Source organism: Streptomyces sp. NPDC096046 (assembly GCF_040303285.1).
Taxonomy (GTDB): domain Bacteria; phylum Actinomycetota; class Actinomycetes; order Streptomycetales; family Streptomycetaceae; genus Streptomyces.
Genome location: NZ_JBEOSZ010000025.1, coordinates 21,494 through 35,583 on the forward strand (window position 1 = coordinate 21,494; position 14,090 = coordinate 35,583).

13 protein-coding genes and 1 pseudogene are annotated in these 14,090 nt (G+C 69.6%); 5 read left to right on the top strand and 9 right to left on the bottom strand.

The genetic code is table 11. The features are described 5' to 3' along the window. Positions 1-2: 2 nt before the first annotated feature. Positions 3-953, bottom strand: a complete 951-nt coding sequence (locus ABTX62_RS21990; RefSeq protein WP_352117751.1) for a LysR substrate-binding domain-containing protein — start codon at positions 951-953, stop codon at positions 3-5. Positions 954-1,086: 133 nt separating this feature from the next. Here ABTX62_RS21990 and ABTX62_RS21995 point away from each other — a divergent pair, with 133 nt between their 5' ends. Together ABTX62_RS21995 and ABTX62_RS22000 are read left to right on the top strand one after the other, a co-directional pair. Then, positions 1,087-1,641, top strand: coding sequence for a peroxiredoxin (locus ABTX62_RS21995; protein ID WP_122616009.1), 555 nt, complete (start codon positions 1,087-1,089; stop codon positions 1,639-1,641). Positions 1,642-1,647: 6 nt separating this feature from the next. Next, positions 1,648-2,181 carry an alkyl hydroperoxide reductase gene (locus tag ABTX62_RS22000; RefSeq protein WP_352117752.1) on the top strand — a complete coding sequence of 178 codons (534 nt, stop codon included), beginning with the start codon at positions 1,648-1,650 and terminating at the stop codon, positions 2,179-2,181. An 83-nt stretch (positions 2,182-2,264) separates the two neighbouring features. Here ABTX62_RS22000 and ABTX62_RS22005 read toward each other — a convergent pair whose 3' ends face one another. The 4 genes from ABTX62_RS22005 to ABTX62_RS22020 all read right to left on the bottom strand — a co-directional run bounded on the left by ABTX62_RS22005 (position 2,265) and on the right by ABTX62_RS22020 (position 7,296). Further along, entirely contained in the window at positions 2,265-3,572 is a 1,308-nt protein-coding gene (locus ABTX62_RS22005; RefSeq protein ID WP_352117753.1) for an AI-2E family transporter, read from the bottom strand. A gap of 138 nt (positions 3,573-3,710) precedes the next feature. Continuing rightward, on the bottom strand, positions 3,711-4,421 hold the full coding sequence (locus ABTX62_RS22010) for an aggregation-promoting factor C-terminal-like domain-containing protein (RefSeq protein WP_352117754.1): 711 nt from the start codon (positions 4,419-4,421) through the stop codon (positions 3,711-3,713). Between the two features lie 420 nt (positions 4,422-4,841). Beyond that, a complete protein-coding gene (gene phoH2 / locus ABTX62_RS22015) occupies positions 4,842-6,167 on the bottom strand; it encodes an RNA 5'-3' helicase PhoH2 (protein WP_352117755.1) in 1,326 nt (441 codons plus the stop codon). 355 nt (positions 6,168-6,522) lie between these two features. Then, complete coding sequence (locus ABTX62_RS22020) at positions 6,523-7,296, bottom strand: isoprenyl transferase (protein ID WP_352117756.1); 774 nt, start codon at positions 7,294-7,296, stop codon at positions 6,523-6,525. 1,003 nt (positions 7,297-8,299) lie between these two features. Here ABTX62_RS22020 and ABTX62_RS22025 point away from each other — a divergent pair. Further along, positions 8,300-8,722 (top strand): annotated as a pseudogene (locus tag ABTX62_RS22025) (DNA glycosylase AlkZ-like family protein); the annotation flags it as partial. On the opposite strand, the gene ABTX62_RS22030 reads toward ABTX62_RS22025, so the two are convergent. From ABTX62_RS22030 to ABTX62_RS22045, 4 genes are all read right to left on the bottom strand, one after another. After that, entirely contained in the window at positions 8,723-9,607 is an 885-nt protein-coding gene (locus ABTX62_RS22030) for a methyltransferase domain-containing protein (protein WP_352117757.1), read from the bottom strand. A 226-nt stretch (positions 9,608-9,833) separates the two neighbouring features. Continuing rightward, positions 9,834-10,712, bottom strand: a complete 879-nt coding sequence (locus tag ABTX62_RS22035; RefSeq protein ID WP_352117758.1) for an LLM class flavin-dependent oxidoreductase — start codon at positions 10,710-10,712, stop codon at positions 9,834-9,836. Positions 10,713-10,867: 155 nt separating this feature from the next. Next, positions 10,868-11,893: a hypothetical protein gene (locus ABTX62_RS22040; protein ID WP_502997995.1), complete on the bottom strand. Its 1,026-nt coding sequence runs from the start codon at positions 11,891-11,893 to the stop codon at positions 10,868-10,870. After that, the gene (locus tag ABTX62_RS22045; RefSeq protein WP_352117759.1) at positions 11,881-12,540 is read right to left on the bottom strand and encodes a hypothetical protein; all 660 of its coding nucleotides are present in this window, start codon (positions 12,538-12,540) and stop codon (positions 11,881-11,883) included. The genes ABTX62_RS22040 and ABTX62_RS22045 overlap by 13 nt, the downstream gene beginning before the upstream one ends. Positions 12,541-12,871: 331 nt before the next feature. On the opposite strand from ABTX62_RS22045, the gene ABTX62_RS22050 reads away from it, so the two are divergent. After that, positions 12,872-13,255, top strand: coding sequence for a DUF192 domain-containing protein (locus tag ABTX62_RS22050; RefSeq protein WP_352117760.1), 384 nt, complete (start codon positions 12,872-12,874; stop codon positions 13,253-13,255). 565 nt (positions 13,256-13,820) lie between these two features. After that, a complete protein-coding gene (locus ABTX62_RS22055; protein WP_352117761.1) occupies positions 13,821-14,084 on the top strand; it encodes a hypothetical protein in 264 nt (87 codons plus the stop codon). The last annotated feature ends 6 nt before the right edge of the window (positions 14,085-14,090 follow it).

The following is a 14,090-nucleotide window of genomic DNA, read 5'->3' on the forward strand; positions in this document are numbered from 1 at the left end:
CGTCAGGCGTCCCGGTCGACGACCCGGACGGGCAGCGGTCGCAGCGCCTGGCGCAGGGCGGCCGCCAGCTCCTCGTACTCCGCGCCGCGCGCGGCCCCCACCCGCATCGCCAGGGCGATCCGCCGGGTGGGGGCCGGGTCGGCGAAGTACCCGGTGAGGAGCTGGTTGCTGCGGGAGGTCTCGACCTTCAGGGAGGTGCGCGGCAGCAGCGTGACGCCGAGCCCGCCCGCGACGAGCTGCACCAGAGTGGACAGCCCGGCGGCGGTCGTGGTGACCGGCACATCGTCGCGGCCGGCCTCCCGGCAGATGTCGAGGGCCTGGTCGCGCAGGCAGTGCCCCTCGTCCAGCAGCAGCAGGTTCAGCTCCCGCAGAACCTGACGCGGGATGCCCTCCCGGCCGCCGAGCCAGTGGTCGAGTGGCGTGACAAGCACGAAGTCCTCGTCGAACAGCGGCAGTTCGGCCACGCCCGGCACGCCCAGCGGCACGGCGAGCAGCAGCAGATCGAGTCGGCCGCCGGTGAGGCCGTCGAGGAGGCTGGCGGTCTGCTCCTCGTGCACCTGGAGATCGAGGTGCGGATACCGCTCGTGGACGAGCCGCAGGACCGTCGGCAGCAGGTAGGGCGCGACCGTCGGGATCACCCCGAGCCGCAGCACCCCGGTGAAGGGCGCGCGGACCGCCTCGGCCTCCTCCATGAGGGCGCCCACCTCCCCCAGGACCGCCTTGGCCCGTACGGCGATCCGCTCACCTTCGGGTGAGAGCAGCACCTTGCGCGTCGTACGCTCGAGGAGCGTCACTCCGAGTGTCTCCTCCAGGGCCGACACGGCACCCGAGAGGGCGGGCTGGCTCATGCCGATCGCCGCGGCCGCGTCCCGGAAATGAAGGTGCTCGGCCACCGCCGCGAAGGCCCGGAGCTGGGCGAGGCTGGGCTGTCTACGCTGATTACCGACCGTCACTGATAACCACCTCCGATCAACCCGACCGAGTGTAGCTATTTCCGTAATCAATCGAGCCTGTGCCAACATCAACACCGTCCAACCCATGGGAAACGCCCGCGATCCGGGTGTTTCTTCGCTGCAAGGAGTGTGTGTGCTCACCGTCGGTGACAAGTTCCCCGAGTTCGACCTGACCGCCTGCGTCTCGCTGGAGAAGGGCGAGGAGTTCCAGCAGATCAACCACAAGACCTACGAGGGTCAGTGGAAGGTCATCTTCGCGTGGCCCAAGGACTTCACCTTCGTGTGCCCGACCGAGATCGCCGCCTTCGGCAAGCTGAACGACGAGTTCGCCGACCGCGACGCCCAGGTCCTCGGCTTCTCCGGCGACTCCGAGTTCGTCCACCACGCCTGGCGCAAGGACCACGACGACCTGCGTGACCTGCCGTTCCCGATGATGGCCGACTCCAAGCACGAGCTGATGCGCGACCTCGGCATCGAGGGCGAGGACGGCTTCGCCAAGCGCGCCGTGTTCATCGTGGACCAGAACAACGAGATCCAGTTCTCGATGGTGACCGCGGGCTCGGTCGGCCGTAACCCGAAGGAGGTCCTCCGGGTCCTGGACGCGCTCCAGACGGACGAGCTGTGCCCCTGCAACTGGTCGAAGGGCGACGAGACCCTCGACCCGGTCGCGCTGCTCTCCGGGGAGTGATCTGACATGTCGCTGGATGCCCTGAAGTCCGCCATACCGGACTACGCCAAGGATCTGAAGCTCAACCTGGGCTCGGTCATCGGCAACTCCGACCTGCCGGCCCAGCAGCTGTGGGGCACGGTGCTGTCGACGGCGATCGCCTCGCGCTCTCCGATCGTGCTGCGCGAGCTGGAGCCGGAGGCGAAGGCGAACCTGTCGGCGGAGGCCTACACGGCGGCCAAGGCCGCCGCCGCGGTGATGGCGATGAACAACGTCTTCTACCGCACCCGCCACCTCCTGACGGACCACGAGTACGGCAACCTGCGCGCCGGCCTGCGGATGAACGTCATCGGCAACCCGGGCGTCGACAAGGTCGACTTCGAGCTGTGGTCCTTCGCCGTCTCGGCCATCAACGGCTGCGGCATGTGCCTGGACTCCCACGAGCAGGTGCTGCGCAAGGCCGGTCTCGACCGCGAGGTCATCCAGGAGGCGTTCAAGATCGCTTCCGTGATCCAGGCGGTCGGCGTCACGCTGGACGCCGAGGCGGTCCTGGCCGGGTAACCCCCGGCCGCACGCCTCGTACCGCAGGGCCCCGCCCACCTGACACCGGTGGACGGGGCCCTGCCGGCGTGCCGGGGTGCCGGCTACTCCGGCGGCGTCCCGGGGGCGGGCTCGGCACTCACCGCCGTGGCCCCGCGGGGCCGCACCGAATGCCGGAGCGCCGCCTTCTGCGAGGAGGAACGCAGATATCCGGCGACCGTGTTGGTCACCGCCACCAGCGGCACGGCGACGACCGCACCGCCGATCCCGGCCACCATGCCGCCCGCCGCGACCGAGAGCACGACCGCCAGCGGATGCACCCGCACGGCCCGCCCCAGGATGAACGGCTGCAGGATGTGCCCCTCGATCTGCTGCACCGCGAGCACCACCACCAGCGTCATGACGGCCGCGAACACCCCCTGGGTGACCAGCGCGACGACCACGGCGAGCGCACCGGAGACCACCGCACCGACCAGCGGGATGAAGGCGAACAGGAAGATGAACACGGCCAGCGGCACCGCCATCGGCACGTCGAGGAAGTAGATGCCGAGCCCGATGAAGATCGCGTCGATCAGCGCGACGATGACCGTGCCCCGCACATACGCCGTCAGTGTCCGCCACGCCGCCGGACCGGCCCCGGCCACCCCCGGCCGCGCCGCCGCCGGCACCAGCTTCAGCGTCCACTCCCAGATCCGCTTGCCGTCGTAGAGCAGGAACAGCGTCGAGAAGACCGCCAGCAGGATCCCGGCGAGCGCCTCGACGACGACCGTCACGCCTTCCAGACCCGCCGAGGTGATCTGGTCCGTGTTCGCCCCGACCGCTTCACGCAGGTTCTCGGCGATGTCGTTGATCTGTTTGTCCGTGACGTGGAAGGGGCTGTTCAGCAGCCAGTTCCGCAACTCGTCGATGCCGTCCTGGATCTGGCCCGAGAGGTCGTCGATGTTCTCCATGACCTGCCAGGTCACGAACCAGCCGATGAGGCCGATGACGACGAAGCCGAGGATGGCCGTCAGCGCCGTCGCCGGCCCGCGCGGCACGCCGTGGCGCCGCAGACGCGCCACCGTCGGCTGCAGGATCGCCGTGATGAGCAGCGCGATCACGAACGAGAGCACCACGAGCTGGACGGCACTGATGATCCGCATCAGCACCCAGACGGTGCCCGCGAGGATGAGGAAGCGCCAGCCGGCCTCGGCGGCGACCCGCACCCCCCACGGCACGGCCAGCGCCGGATCGGGCCGGGGGGCGACGTCGGGCGCGTGGTCCGGGGGCGGCGGCACGTACTCGTCGGGGAGGGCCGGGGATTCGGAGTCGTCCCGCTCCCGCTCGGCCTCGGCGCGGCGTTCGTTGTAACGCTCGCTGATCTCGGTCAGCCCGGCACCGAGCCGGCCGAGCCACCCTGGCACTCGCGACATGATCCGTCCTTTTCCCCCGTCTCAGCGCACCACTCCCCCGGAGTCGGTCCCGTCCGACCGTACAGGGCGAAAGCCCCGCACCGGACGACGGTGCGGGGCTCTCGTGAGGCAGCGGGATCGGCCGTGGGGCCGGTCGGCTCAGTACCAGTGGTTGGCCTGCCAGAACGACCAGGCCTCACAGGGGCTGCCGTAGCGGTCGTTCATGTAGCTCAGGCCCCACTTGATCTGGGTGGCCGGGTTGGTCCGCCAGTCCGCGCCCGCGGACGACATCTTGGAAGCGGGCAGCGCCTGGAACATGCCGTAGGCCCCTGAAGAGGGGTTGACCGCCTTGTAGTTCCAGTCGGACTCGTGGTCCACGATGTTGCTGAAGCACTGGAACTGACCCGACGGCACCATCTGCCGCGCCATCGCCTGGATCTGGGCGATGCTGTAGGAGCTCGCGACGGGGAAGTCGGAGATGTCCTTGGAGCGGCTGGCGGCGGCCTTGGCCTCCGCGCGCTCCTTGGCTGCCGCCTCGGCGGCCTTGGCGGCCTTCTCGGCCTTCTCGGCGGCTTCCTTCTTGGCGATGGCCGTCTCGGCGGCGGCCTTGCGGGCGGCCTCCTCGGCGTCCTTCTTGGCGCTCGCGTCCGCCTGGATGGCCTGCGCGTCGGCCTGCTGCGTCAGGGACGCGGTCTGCACCTGGGCCTGCTGGCCCGCGGGGATGTCCGCGAGCAGGGTGGCGCCGCTGGCCGTCGCTTCGGCGTCGTTGTTCTGCGCGGTGCTGCCCGAGGCAACTCCGACGACGCTTCCGACAGCGGTGACCGCCGTGGCCGAAGCCACTGCGAATCCCCGGACCGAGATCCGGCTCACACGGTTTTCCTTCCAGCATCGCCCGCTTCGGTGACCCTCGCGGACGCAATCGTGCCCCTGGCACTGGCCTCCCCAACTGCGGGGTCACGGGAGGCGCGGGCCCGGTGGGCAACTCCCGCGAGGGGAGCGCCGCGTGTTGCTCGGGCGGCATACGACAACGCTATGCAGTTGGTGCTGTTGCTTCGGTGGTGCCGTACCGCTGGGGGTACAGGTGTGTCGTATGCGGGGCCTGACAGGACTGAGACTCTGCCGCAACCCGACGGGGCAAGGCAATTCTGCGTTGCGTGTGAAAGCTCACATCCCGTTTGGCGCGGGAGATTCACCGGAACGCCCACACGCGAAGGCGCCGCCCGGCTAGGCTCTTCGCCTTTTCCGGACGGCGCCAACTATCGCATAACCGGCACTACTTACCGAGGACGGTCAGACCTGCCCGTCTTCGAGCATTTCGGTCACAAGGGCGGCGATCTGGGACCTCTCGGACCGTGTCAGGGTCATGTGCGCGAAGAGCGGATGCCCCTTCAGCTTCTCGACGACGGCGACGACACCGTCGTACCGGCCGACCCTGAGGTTGTCCCGCTGGGCCACGTCATGGGTGAGGACCACCCGCGAATTGGCCCCGATCCGGGACAGAACGGTGAGAAGCACATTCCGTTCCAGCGACTGCGCCTCGTCCACGATCACGAACGCGTCGTGCAGCGAGCGGCCGCGGATGTGGGTGAGCGGCAGGACCTCCAGCATCCCGCGCGCGGTGACCTCCTCGATGACCTCGCGGGACGTGACCGCCGAGAGGGTGTCGAAGACCGCCTGGGCCCAGGGGCTCATCTTCTCGGCCTCGGAGCCCGGCAGATAGCCCAGTTCCTGCCCACCCACCGCGTACAGCGGACGGAAGACCATCACCTTCTGGTGCTGACGGCGCTCCAGCACCGCCTCCAGACCCGCGCACAGCGCCAGCGCCGACTTGCCGGTGCCGGCCCGGCCGCCCATCGACACGATCCCGACGTCCGGGTCGAGCAGCAGGTCGAGCGCGATCCGCTGCTCGGCGCTGCGGCCCTTGATGCCGAACACCTCACGATCCCCGCGTACGACACGGATGGTGCCCTCCGGCGTGACCCGCCCGAGCGCCTTGCCGCGTTCCGACTGGATCGTCAGGCCGGTGTGCACCGGCAGCTCGGCGGCCTCGGGGACGTAGACGTGGCCCTCCTCGAAGAGGATGTCCACCTGCTCGCCGGGCAGGGTCAGTTCGGACATGCCGGTCCAGCCGGAGGAGTCCGTGATGGCGAGTTCCGCGCGGTACTCCTCGGCGAGGAGCCCGACGGAGGACGCCTTGATCCTGAGCGGGAGGTCCTTGGACACGACCGTGACGTCGAACCCCTCGGCCTGCAGGTTGCGGGCGACCGCGAGGATGCGGGAGTCGTTGTCCCCCAGGCGGTAGCCGCTGGGCAGCACACTGGGGTCCGAGTGGTTGAGCTCGACACGGACGGTCCCGCCCAGATCCCCGATCGGGATGGGGGCGTCGAGGCGACCGTGCCGGACCCGGAACTCGTCGAGCAGGCGCAGGGCCTGCCGGGCGAAGTAGCCGAGCTCGGGATGGTGCCGCTTGGCCTCCAGCTCCGTGACCACGACGATGGGGAGCACGACCTCGTGCTCGTCGAAGCGGTTCAGGGCGTTCGGGTCGGCCAGCAGGACGCTGGTGTCGAGAACATAAGTGCGCCGGTCTGGCTTGTGGCGCTTTGTGCTGGTCACCACGGAAGGACGTACCCCCTCGGATGAGGTCGGGGAGCGACGGTATGGAGCTGGACCGGTCGTCGGCCGCCCTGCGCGGGCCGAAAACCGGCCCTCCGCCTCTTCGTCCGTGCTGTGACCGCACGATCGGGCTGGTGCAAAGGGCCTCCCGGGCGGACGGCCCCGTGCCGTCCGCTGAGATCCGACACCCGTGGTTCGGGCGTCGACCTGACTGAGTTATGCCCTCGAACGAGCGTCGCCATGCCACGGCATATGACGGCGAACCGGTGAACTCCGTGTTACGCGCGCCTTCGGCGGGGTACCGGGAGGTGTTCTGACATGGGACGTCCCGTGTCCGCGGGGTCCGGTGGCGGGTGCGTCAGCCGCCGAACCGGCGATGGCGGGCGGCGTAGTCCCGCATGGCGCGCAGGAAGTCGACCTTGCGGAACGCCGGCCAGAACACGTCACAGAAGTAGTACTCGGAGTGCGCGGTCTGCCAGAGCATGAATCCGGACAGCCGCTGCTCGCCGCTGGTGCGGATCACCAGGTCGGGGTCGGGCTGGTCGCTCGTGTAGAGGTGACGCCCGATCATGTCGGTGTCGACGGCCTCGGCGAGCTCCTCCATCGAGGTGCCCTTGTCCTGGGCGTCGAGCAGCATCGACCGCACGGCGTCGGCGATCTCCTGGCGGCCGCCGTAGCCGATGGCCACGTTGACCACTATCCCGTCGACGTGGGTGGTGGTCTCCTCGGCCTCCTTGAGGACCGTCTGCATCCCGGCGGGCAGCAGGTCGGGCGTGCCGACGTGGTGCACGCGCCAGCGGCCGTCGGCGGCCAGGGTGCGGACGACGTCCTCGATGATGCCGAGCAGCGGGCCGAGTTCCTCCTGCGGCCGGTCGAAGTTGTCCGTGGACAGGAGCCAGAGGGTGACGACCTCGACGTCGGTCTCACTGCACCAGCCGAGGAACTCCTCGATCTTCTCGGCACCGGCCCGGTGGCCGTGGACGGTGCTGGAACCGGCGGCCTTCGCCCAGCGCCGGTTGCCGTCCATGATGACGCCGATGTGCTTGGGCACCTGAGCGTGGTCCAGGTGGCCTTCCACCCGGCGTGCGTACAGCCTGACCAGCAGGCTACGCAGCTTGTCGCGCAGGTTCACGTGATTGTCAGCCCCTCCGTACGGATCGGACAGGCCGCGGCGTGCGGCCCGGTCGTGGCCCGCGGGCGGTCCCTGCCCGTATGGCGGTCCCCGGAGGCGAAGCCTACCCCCGCTGCGGGCACGGGCCGCCAACAAGGGCGGAAGGAACGGTTCCGGCCGATGGTTCGAGCCGCGCGGCGGGCAAAGAAAAACGGGCCGGTCCGTGGGGGGGAGACGGACCGGCCCGAGGGGGGGTTTCCACCATAACCCTTTGTAAGTGATGCTGCGCGCATCGGCGTGCCACAACTACTCTCCGGAGCCGCCCGGCGACGCGGCGGTGCCCACGGAAGCCTTCATTCAGGGCGGGCTTTCGGCCGAAACATGGCCTCTGTACAGGTGAAATCGGATACTCCGGGACAGAAACCGGAGGGATCACCGCCCCTTGAGGGCCACTCGGGTGACTTGTCCCGGCATCCCCCCGATGGGTGAACCGGCCGCACAACGGCCGCTTGACCCGGAGCCGTCGCCCGGATCGCCCCGTTGCGGCCGGGTCGCCGTCCGGATCACGCGTTTGCCGTCGGGGCGCCGCCCGGACGCCCCCTCGCCACCGGGTCGCCGTCCGGATCGGCCTTTGCCACCGGGTCGCCGGCCGGATCGGCCTTTGCCACCGGGTCGCCGTCCGGATCAGCCTTTGCCACCGGGTCGCCGTCCGGATCAGCCTTTGCCACCGGGTCGCCGTCCGGACAGCGCCGCCGCACCGGCTCGACGGGGACCGGGGACCGAGGGGCCGGACACCGCGCAGCCCCCTCCACTGCGCGGCACCTCCCGCGCAGCTTTGCTCACGCGAATCCCTGGTCCGAATTTACGTGAGCGGCGGCTGAGAGGCGAGCCGCAAGCGATAACGATGTGAAAACCCTCGTCGGAAGATGCGCAAGTGCGGAGAGGGAGACGAGTGACCTGCGCCCGTCCTGAGGTGCGGGGCATCCGCGCTCACGGCCGGATCCAGATCGGTCATGAGGACGGCGAACTGGCCGCCGCGGGCCATATCGAGGAGGTCGACTTCGAAGGCACACCGGCGTGGGTGGCGGCGGGTGACACGGACTTCCCGGACGGTCCGCCGCGGGGTGTGCGCCTGCTGCCCTACTTCGACGCGTACGTCGTCGCCGGGCAGCCCCGAGAGCGGCTGTTCCCCGGGACGGCGTACCAGCGGGCCCTCAGTGGCGGCCAGGCGGGCAACTACCCGGTGCTGCTGGTCGACGGCGTGGTGGCCGGGGTGTGGCACCAGCGGCGCCGGGGCCGTCGTACGACCGTCACGGTCGAGCCGCTCGTCCGGCTGACGGCACGGCAGAAGCGGGAGCTGGGCGAGCAGGCGGAGCGGGTGGGTGAGGTGCTGGAGGCGGCGGCGGAGCTGGTGGTGGGAGAGGTGACGGTGGGCCCGCACGCGTGATCAGGCGGACGGCGTGCGTCCGCCCGGCTTGCGTGCGTCGACGAGGTGGCGGGTGCTGTGTGCGACGAAGGGGCCTTCGGCCTGGATGAGCTCGTGCAGCTCCCGGAGCCGCGGTTCGTACGCCTCGACGGTGAAGCCGGGGACCATCCAGACCACCTTGCGCAGGAAGTGCACGACCGCTCCGATGTCGTGGAACTCCATGCGCAGCCGCTCCGCCCGCAGACCGACGACGTCGAGCCCGGCGGCCTCCGCGTCGGCACGCTCACGGTCGGGGTGGCGGGCGCTGCGGACGTCGTCCGGCTGGGGCCCGAGGAAGTACTCGACGAGTTCGAAGACGCTTCCCGGGCCCACGTGCTGGGCGAAGTACGTCCCGCCGGGCTGGAGGACGCGGACGATCTCGTGCCAGTGGGGGCGCACGGGATGGCGGCTGACCACCAGATCGAAGGCACCGTCGGCGAAGGGCAGCGGATCGTCCTCGGCAGCGGCAACGACGGCGACGCCGCGCGGGTGGAGCAGATCGGTGGCCTTGGCGACGTTGGGGGGCCAGCCTTCGGTGGCGATCGTGAGCCGGGGTGGCTCGGGGGCGTTCGGGGCGGTGGTCCGGGCGGCGGCATCGGTGCCGGCTGGGGCCTCGGCGGTGTCGGTGACCCTCGCGAGGGCGAAGTCCAGCACCTCCCCTCCCCCGGTCTGCACGTCCAGCACCGCACGCGCCCGGCCCAGCCGCTCGGCCATGGACACGGCGTAACCCCAGGAGGGGCGTGCTTCCGTGGCCCGCCCTTCGAACCAGGAGAAGTCCCAGCCTTCCGTCGGGACGGAGGCGCCCTCGGCGAGGAGTTCTTCGAAGGTGGCGGGGTGTGGGGGGTGTGGTCCCTGATGCACTGCCATGGGGAGATGGTGGCAGGGGACCGTGCGGAGCCGCTCGGTATTCACACCCCGGTGGTGGGGCGCGGGCTTCCCCTGCGAACTCTCCCTCGAAGGGCGGTCGCCGGCCCAGGGAGGAGAAGGAGCGCTCCGAAGGGACGGCGACCTCGCCCACGCCTACCGGGCGACTGGCTCCCAGCCGCTCGACGGCGACAGAGCCTCAACGGGCCTCACCGGGCCTCACCGGGCCTCAGGGAACGAGGGGGCGTACCTTCTCGGCCGCGAACCGTACGAACCCCTCCGGGTCGGGCTCGTCCGCGGTCGGCTGCAGTACGACGGTGTCGGCGCCGGCCTCGACCAGACGCTGGACGGCCTTGGCCACAGCGCCGGCGTCCCCGGCGACCCCGAGGTCCGGAACGGAGTCGAGCCCCTCGGCGACCAGCTCCGCGCGCAGCCGGGCGGCGGCGCCGGGCCCGGTGGCGGTGAGCAGATAGACGACAACCCGGTGCGGCCCCGCTGTGCGACCGGCCGCCGTCCGCCCCTCCTCCACGAGCCGGCGTGCCTCGCGCACCCCGTCGGCGTTGGTGGAGGCCGTGAGAATGGTCCCGTCGGCGGCCTCGCCGGTGAGCCGCAGCGACCGCGGGCCGGTTGCCCCGGCCAGCACCCCGCCCTGGGCACCCTGAGGCGGCCAGTCGAGAGCGACGCCGTCCAGCTTGACGTACCGCCCGTCGACGGAGAGCCGCTCCCCGCCCAACAGGGCGCGCAGCGCGGCGAGATGCTCCCGCAGCAGGGTGACGGGCGACTCGACCCGGGCACCCACCTGCCCCATCCAGTCCTGCACGCCGTGCCCCACGCCGACGATCGCACGCCCGGGGAACATCCGGTGCAGCGAGGCGATCTCCATGGCCGTGATGGCGACGTTCCGCAAGGGCACGGGCAACAGCCCGACCCCGACCCGCACCCGCTCGGTCCACGCGAGGGCAGCGGCGGCGGTGGAGATGCCTCCCTCTCGGAAACAGTCCTCCCAAAGCCAGAGCTCTTCGAGCCCGGCCTCCTCGGCGACCTCACAGACCGACCGCAGACGCTCGGGGGCCAACTGGGGGCGGAAGACTGCACCTAGTGGGGTCATGGGATCTTCCTACCCAGGACTGCATGCGCCGGACAACACCTTTTATGCGCTGCGTCGTCGCTGTCGTCACTCTGCCCGGTGATCTGGGCAAGGCCCTCGGGCGGAACGACCATCCTCACGAGTGGTCGCCCCACCGATCGGCTTGGACGCACAGCTCAGCGGTTGACGGCCTGGATCTCCTGCACGGTCACGTTCTGGGTGGCGCCGAAGGTTCCGTCGGGAAGGTCGCCGCCGGTGCCGCCGGTGCCGGTCCACTGGATTCTCCACGTGACGGTGGCCTGGAGCGGGTACGTGCCGTCGCCGGAGGAGCGCAGGTATCTCACTCCGCAGGGCGGCGTGCGGTTCGCCTTGCCCTTGGCGTAGGGCTCGCCGATGCGGCCGTTGTCGATGGCGCAGACGCCGGAGGCCGGGTAGGTCACGGCGTCCTTCGTGCCCGGTTCGATGCGGAGCGACACGGGTTCCGCGGTCGCGGTCGCCGAAATGCCGATCACGGGCACGGAAGCGGTGACGGAGACCGGCTTGAAGTCGGCGGCGTCCAGCCAGGCCCACGTCGGGAGGTTGACCTTGGTCTGCGCGGCGGGGGCCAGGGTCACCTTGGTGCTGGGGACACGGACCTCGGCGTAGGCCAGTTCGGCGAGGATCTCGGGCGTGACGGCGTTCTGGATGTCGGCGGGCGGCGGGTCACCCCGGTCCACCCAGAAGGGCTCCTTCGTGCAGGCGTCCCAGCCCGGGGGGAAGTCCTCGTCGACGAACGAGTCCCAGAAGTAGCCCTCGCCGGCCTTGTCCTTGTTGAAGTCCTTGTACGGCTTCCCGTTGACGTACCGGTCGCGCTGCTTGGCGTCCCACTCGTAGCCCGTCGAACCGGCTTCCCAAACCGGCTCCTTGGCCTTCTGGAGCTGTTCCGGGGTGTACTTCGGGGCGTACCAGCAGGGGGGCGGGGCCCAGGAGGTGGCTGAGGTGAGTGCGCCGGCGGAGTCGCCGCTGCCGTTCTTGGAACGGTCGAAGACGACGCCGCCTACGGTGACGGAGACGGTGCCGTCTTTGCCTGCGTTGGCTTGTTGCGTTTCACCATCCGTGCTGCCGAACCCCTTTTCGGCATAAGCGGGACCGGCCATGGTCAAGGCTGCAGCCACGACACACGAAGTGAGCAGTATGCGTCCGGTACGGCTCAAGGCTGGCACTTCGCGCTCCCCCGCTGCGAGATCAGTCGCTCGGTGACCCATACGCCCCTGTCGTTCTTGCGCAGAGTTCCGGCGTAGACGACGTAACTGTCCTTCGTCACCGACGTGACGTCGGTCTTCCCGGTCTTCAGGAACTTGTTGAACGCCTTGCTCTGGTCCTCGCAGTACACGAGTGCGGCCGTGCCGTCTTCCTTGAGGGTCAGGCTCTCGTTGTAGTAGCGGGTCAGACCAGTGGTGCGTGCTTTGTGGTCGACAAACTCCTTGATGTACTTCTGGCTTTCGGCCGCGGCAGCGCCTTCGGAGTAGAAGCGGTAGGCCTTGTCGAGCGAATCCTGCTTGGCAATCGCCATGTCCACGGCCCTGATGCGCTGCTCGGCATCGTTGAGCACGGCGTCCTTCTGGGCGTCGCCGGTCTTCTTCCATTCGAACTCGTAGGTCACGTCCGACGGCAGTTCGATCTTCGGTCGACGCACCGCACCCGGCTCGCTCGGGTTGGAGGAGGGCGTCGCCTTCTCCCCCGTGTCGGCTCCCGCGATCTTGTCGTTGTCCTTGCTCTTGGAGCTGTCATCGCTCCCGCACGCGGACAGCGTCAGGGCCGCAGCGGCGGTCAGCGTGAGCGCTGCGAGGAGGGTGGGGCGGCGGTTCACGGTCGGCTCCCGGTCAGAGGCGAAGCTTCTCTTGAGCGAACCAAAGCTATACAGCGGGGTGCGGCCGCACCAGCGTGATGGTTGTCAACAGGCGGGGTGTATGGGGAGGAATCGGAGATCCGCCGACCGGTTCGGGCCGTAACGGTTGCATAACGCGCCAATGGGGCGGACAACACGGGCGCGGCGTAGGGCCGTTCCAGTCAGGAACGAGCAAACGTAGGCTGCTCGCCGTGGACTTGGCATGGCCCCCTGGGCCCATGTGACGGGCTGCCCGCTGCGGATACGTTGGGGACGGAGAGCCATGGGGCAGGGCACGGCCGGAGGGGTTTGGATGGGGCGGCGTTGGCGGGACGGATGTGGGGAGCTGGTGGTGCACACGGGTGGTGACGAGTCGTCCGTGACAGTGCCCTTGGAGATCGCCACCTCGTACCGGGCCCGTACGAAGGGCCTGTTGGGGCGGGACTCCCTCGACGGGGCGATCCTGCTCTCCCCCGCCAACAGCGTGCACACCTTCCGGATGCGCATGCCGATCGACGTCGCCTATCTCGACCGGCACCTTCGCGTCCTCGCCGTCCACACCATGCGGCCCGGCCGGCTGGGAATGCCTCGGCTGCGCGCCCGGCACGTGGTGGAGGCGGGGGCCGGGGCGTTGGGTGAGTGGGGGGTTCGGAAAGGGGCCCGGCTGGAGGTCGTCGTGTCGGCGGACGGAGGCTGAGACCTCGGCAGGCCACGCTTACGGCGAGTCCGGGTCGAAGCGCGCCCCTCTGTGCCCGCTTTCGCGTTCTCCCAGGCCGTCGGCCCGCCAGGCTTCACCGACAAGCACTCCACCGACGTGTCGGCGAAGCGGTCGGGGTCGGGGTCGGGTCAATAACCAGCCAATAGCACACTCAGCGGCCGCATTGGATAGAGTCGCTATTATGAGTACCGACCTGTATGGATGGCTGGAATGCAGGCCCAGGCCTGGGCGCTATGGCCCTGAACACGTGATGTGGGAGCCCTTTTCCGAACTCAGGCACCTTTACTGGGCCCGTGATTACATGTCATGGTCAGCACTCTTCGATGTCCGGAGCGTGGAGCCTGTCAGAGCTCTCTTCCCTGACCGCGGAGCCCCCGTAGATATCTCGGACACGGTGCGAAGGGATGTGGACGAATTCGAAGGCCACAGTCATTCGTGGTTCTCGTGGCGTGAACTGTCAGCTGTCGACTGGAACGCCCCCTCCACCGACGGCCCGTCTCGGTACTGGGTCCGCCGCTGGTCCCGTACCCCTGAAGGATCCCCCGTGCCCGGGGGGTTGGCCGCACTCCCGGACGAGCTGTACGACTCGGCCGCCGCGAAGTTCGGAGAAGGCAACATCGCTCCCTCCCGGTGGCCCGCCGACGGAGAGCTCCTGCTGGGCGACGAGGTGTACCGACCCGTCGCCCCTGCCTATCGCGACCTCGTGCCGGCCGACGGACCATGGCAACCTGTGTGGAATGTGATGGGCACGCTGTCCGAACTCCATGGTGAGGACAACGTCCGCCTCGTCGTCTGGTTCGGCGGCTGAACGGAA

Coding starts and splice junctions, on each gene's coding strand:
- ABTX62_RS22005 (WP_352117753.1), bottom strand. CDS start 3,572: ATGTCGCGAGTGCCAGGGTGGCTCGGCCGGCTCGGTGCCGGGCTGACC.
- ABTX62_RS22050 (WP_352117760.1), top strand. CDS start 12,872: ATGGGGCGGCGTTGGCGGGACGGATGTGGGGAGCTGGTGGTGCACACG.
- ABTX62_RS22000 (WP_352117752.1), top strand. CDS start 1,648: ATGTCGCTGGATGCCCTGAAGTCCGCCATACCGGACTACGCCAAGGAT.
- ABTX62_RS22035 (WP_352117758.1), bottom strand. CDS start 10,712: ATGACCCCACTAGGTGCAGTCTTCCGCCCCCAGTTGGCCCCCGAGCGT.
- ABTX62_RS22030 (WP_352117757.1), bottom strand. CDS start 9,607: ATGGCAGTGCATCAGGGACCACACCCCCCACACCCCGCCACCTTCGAA.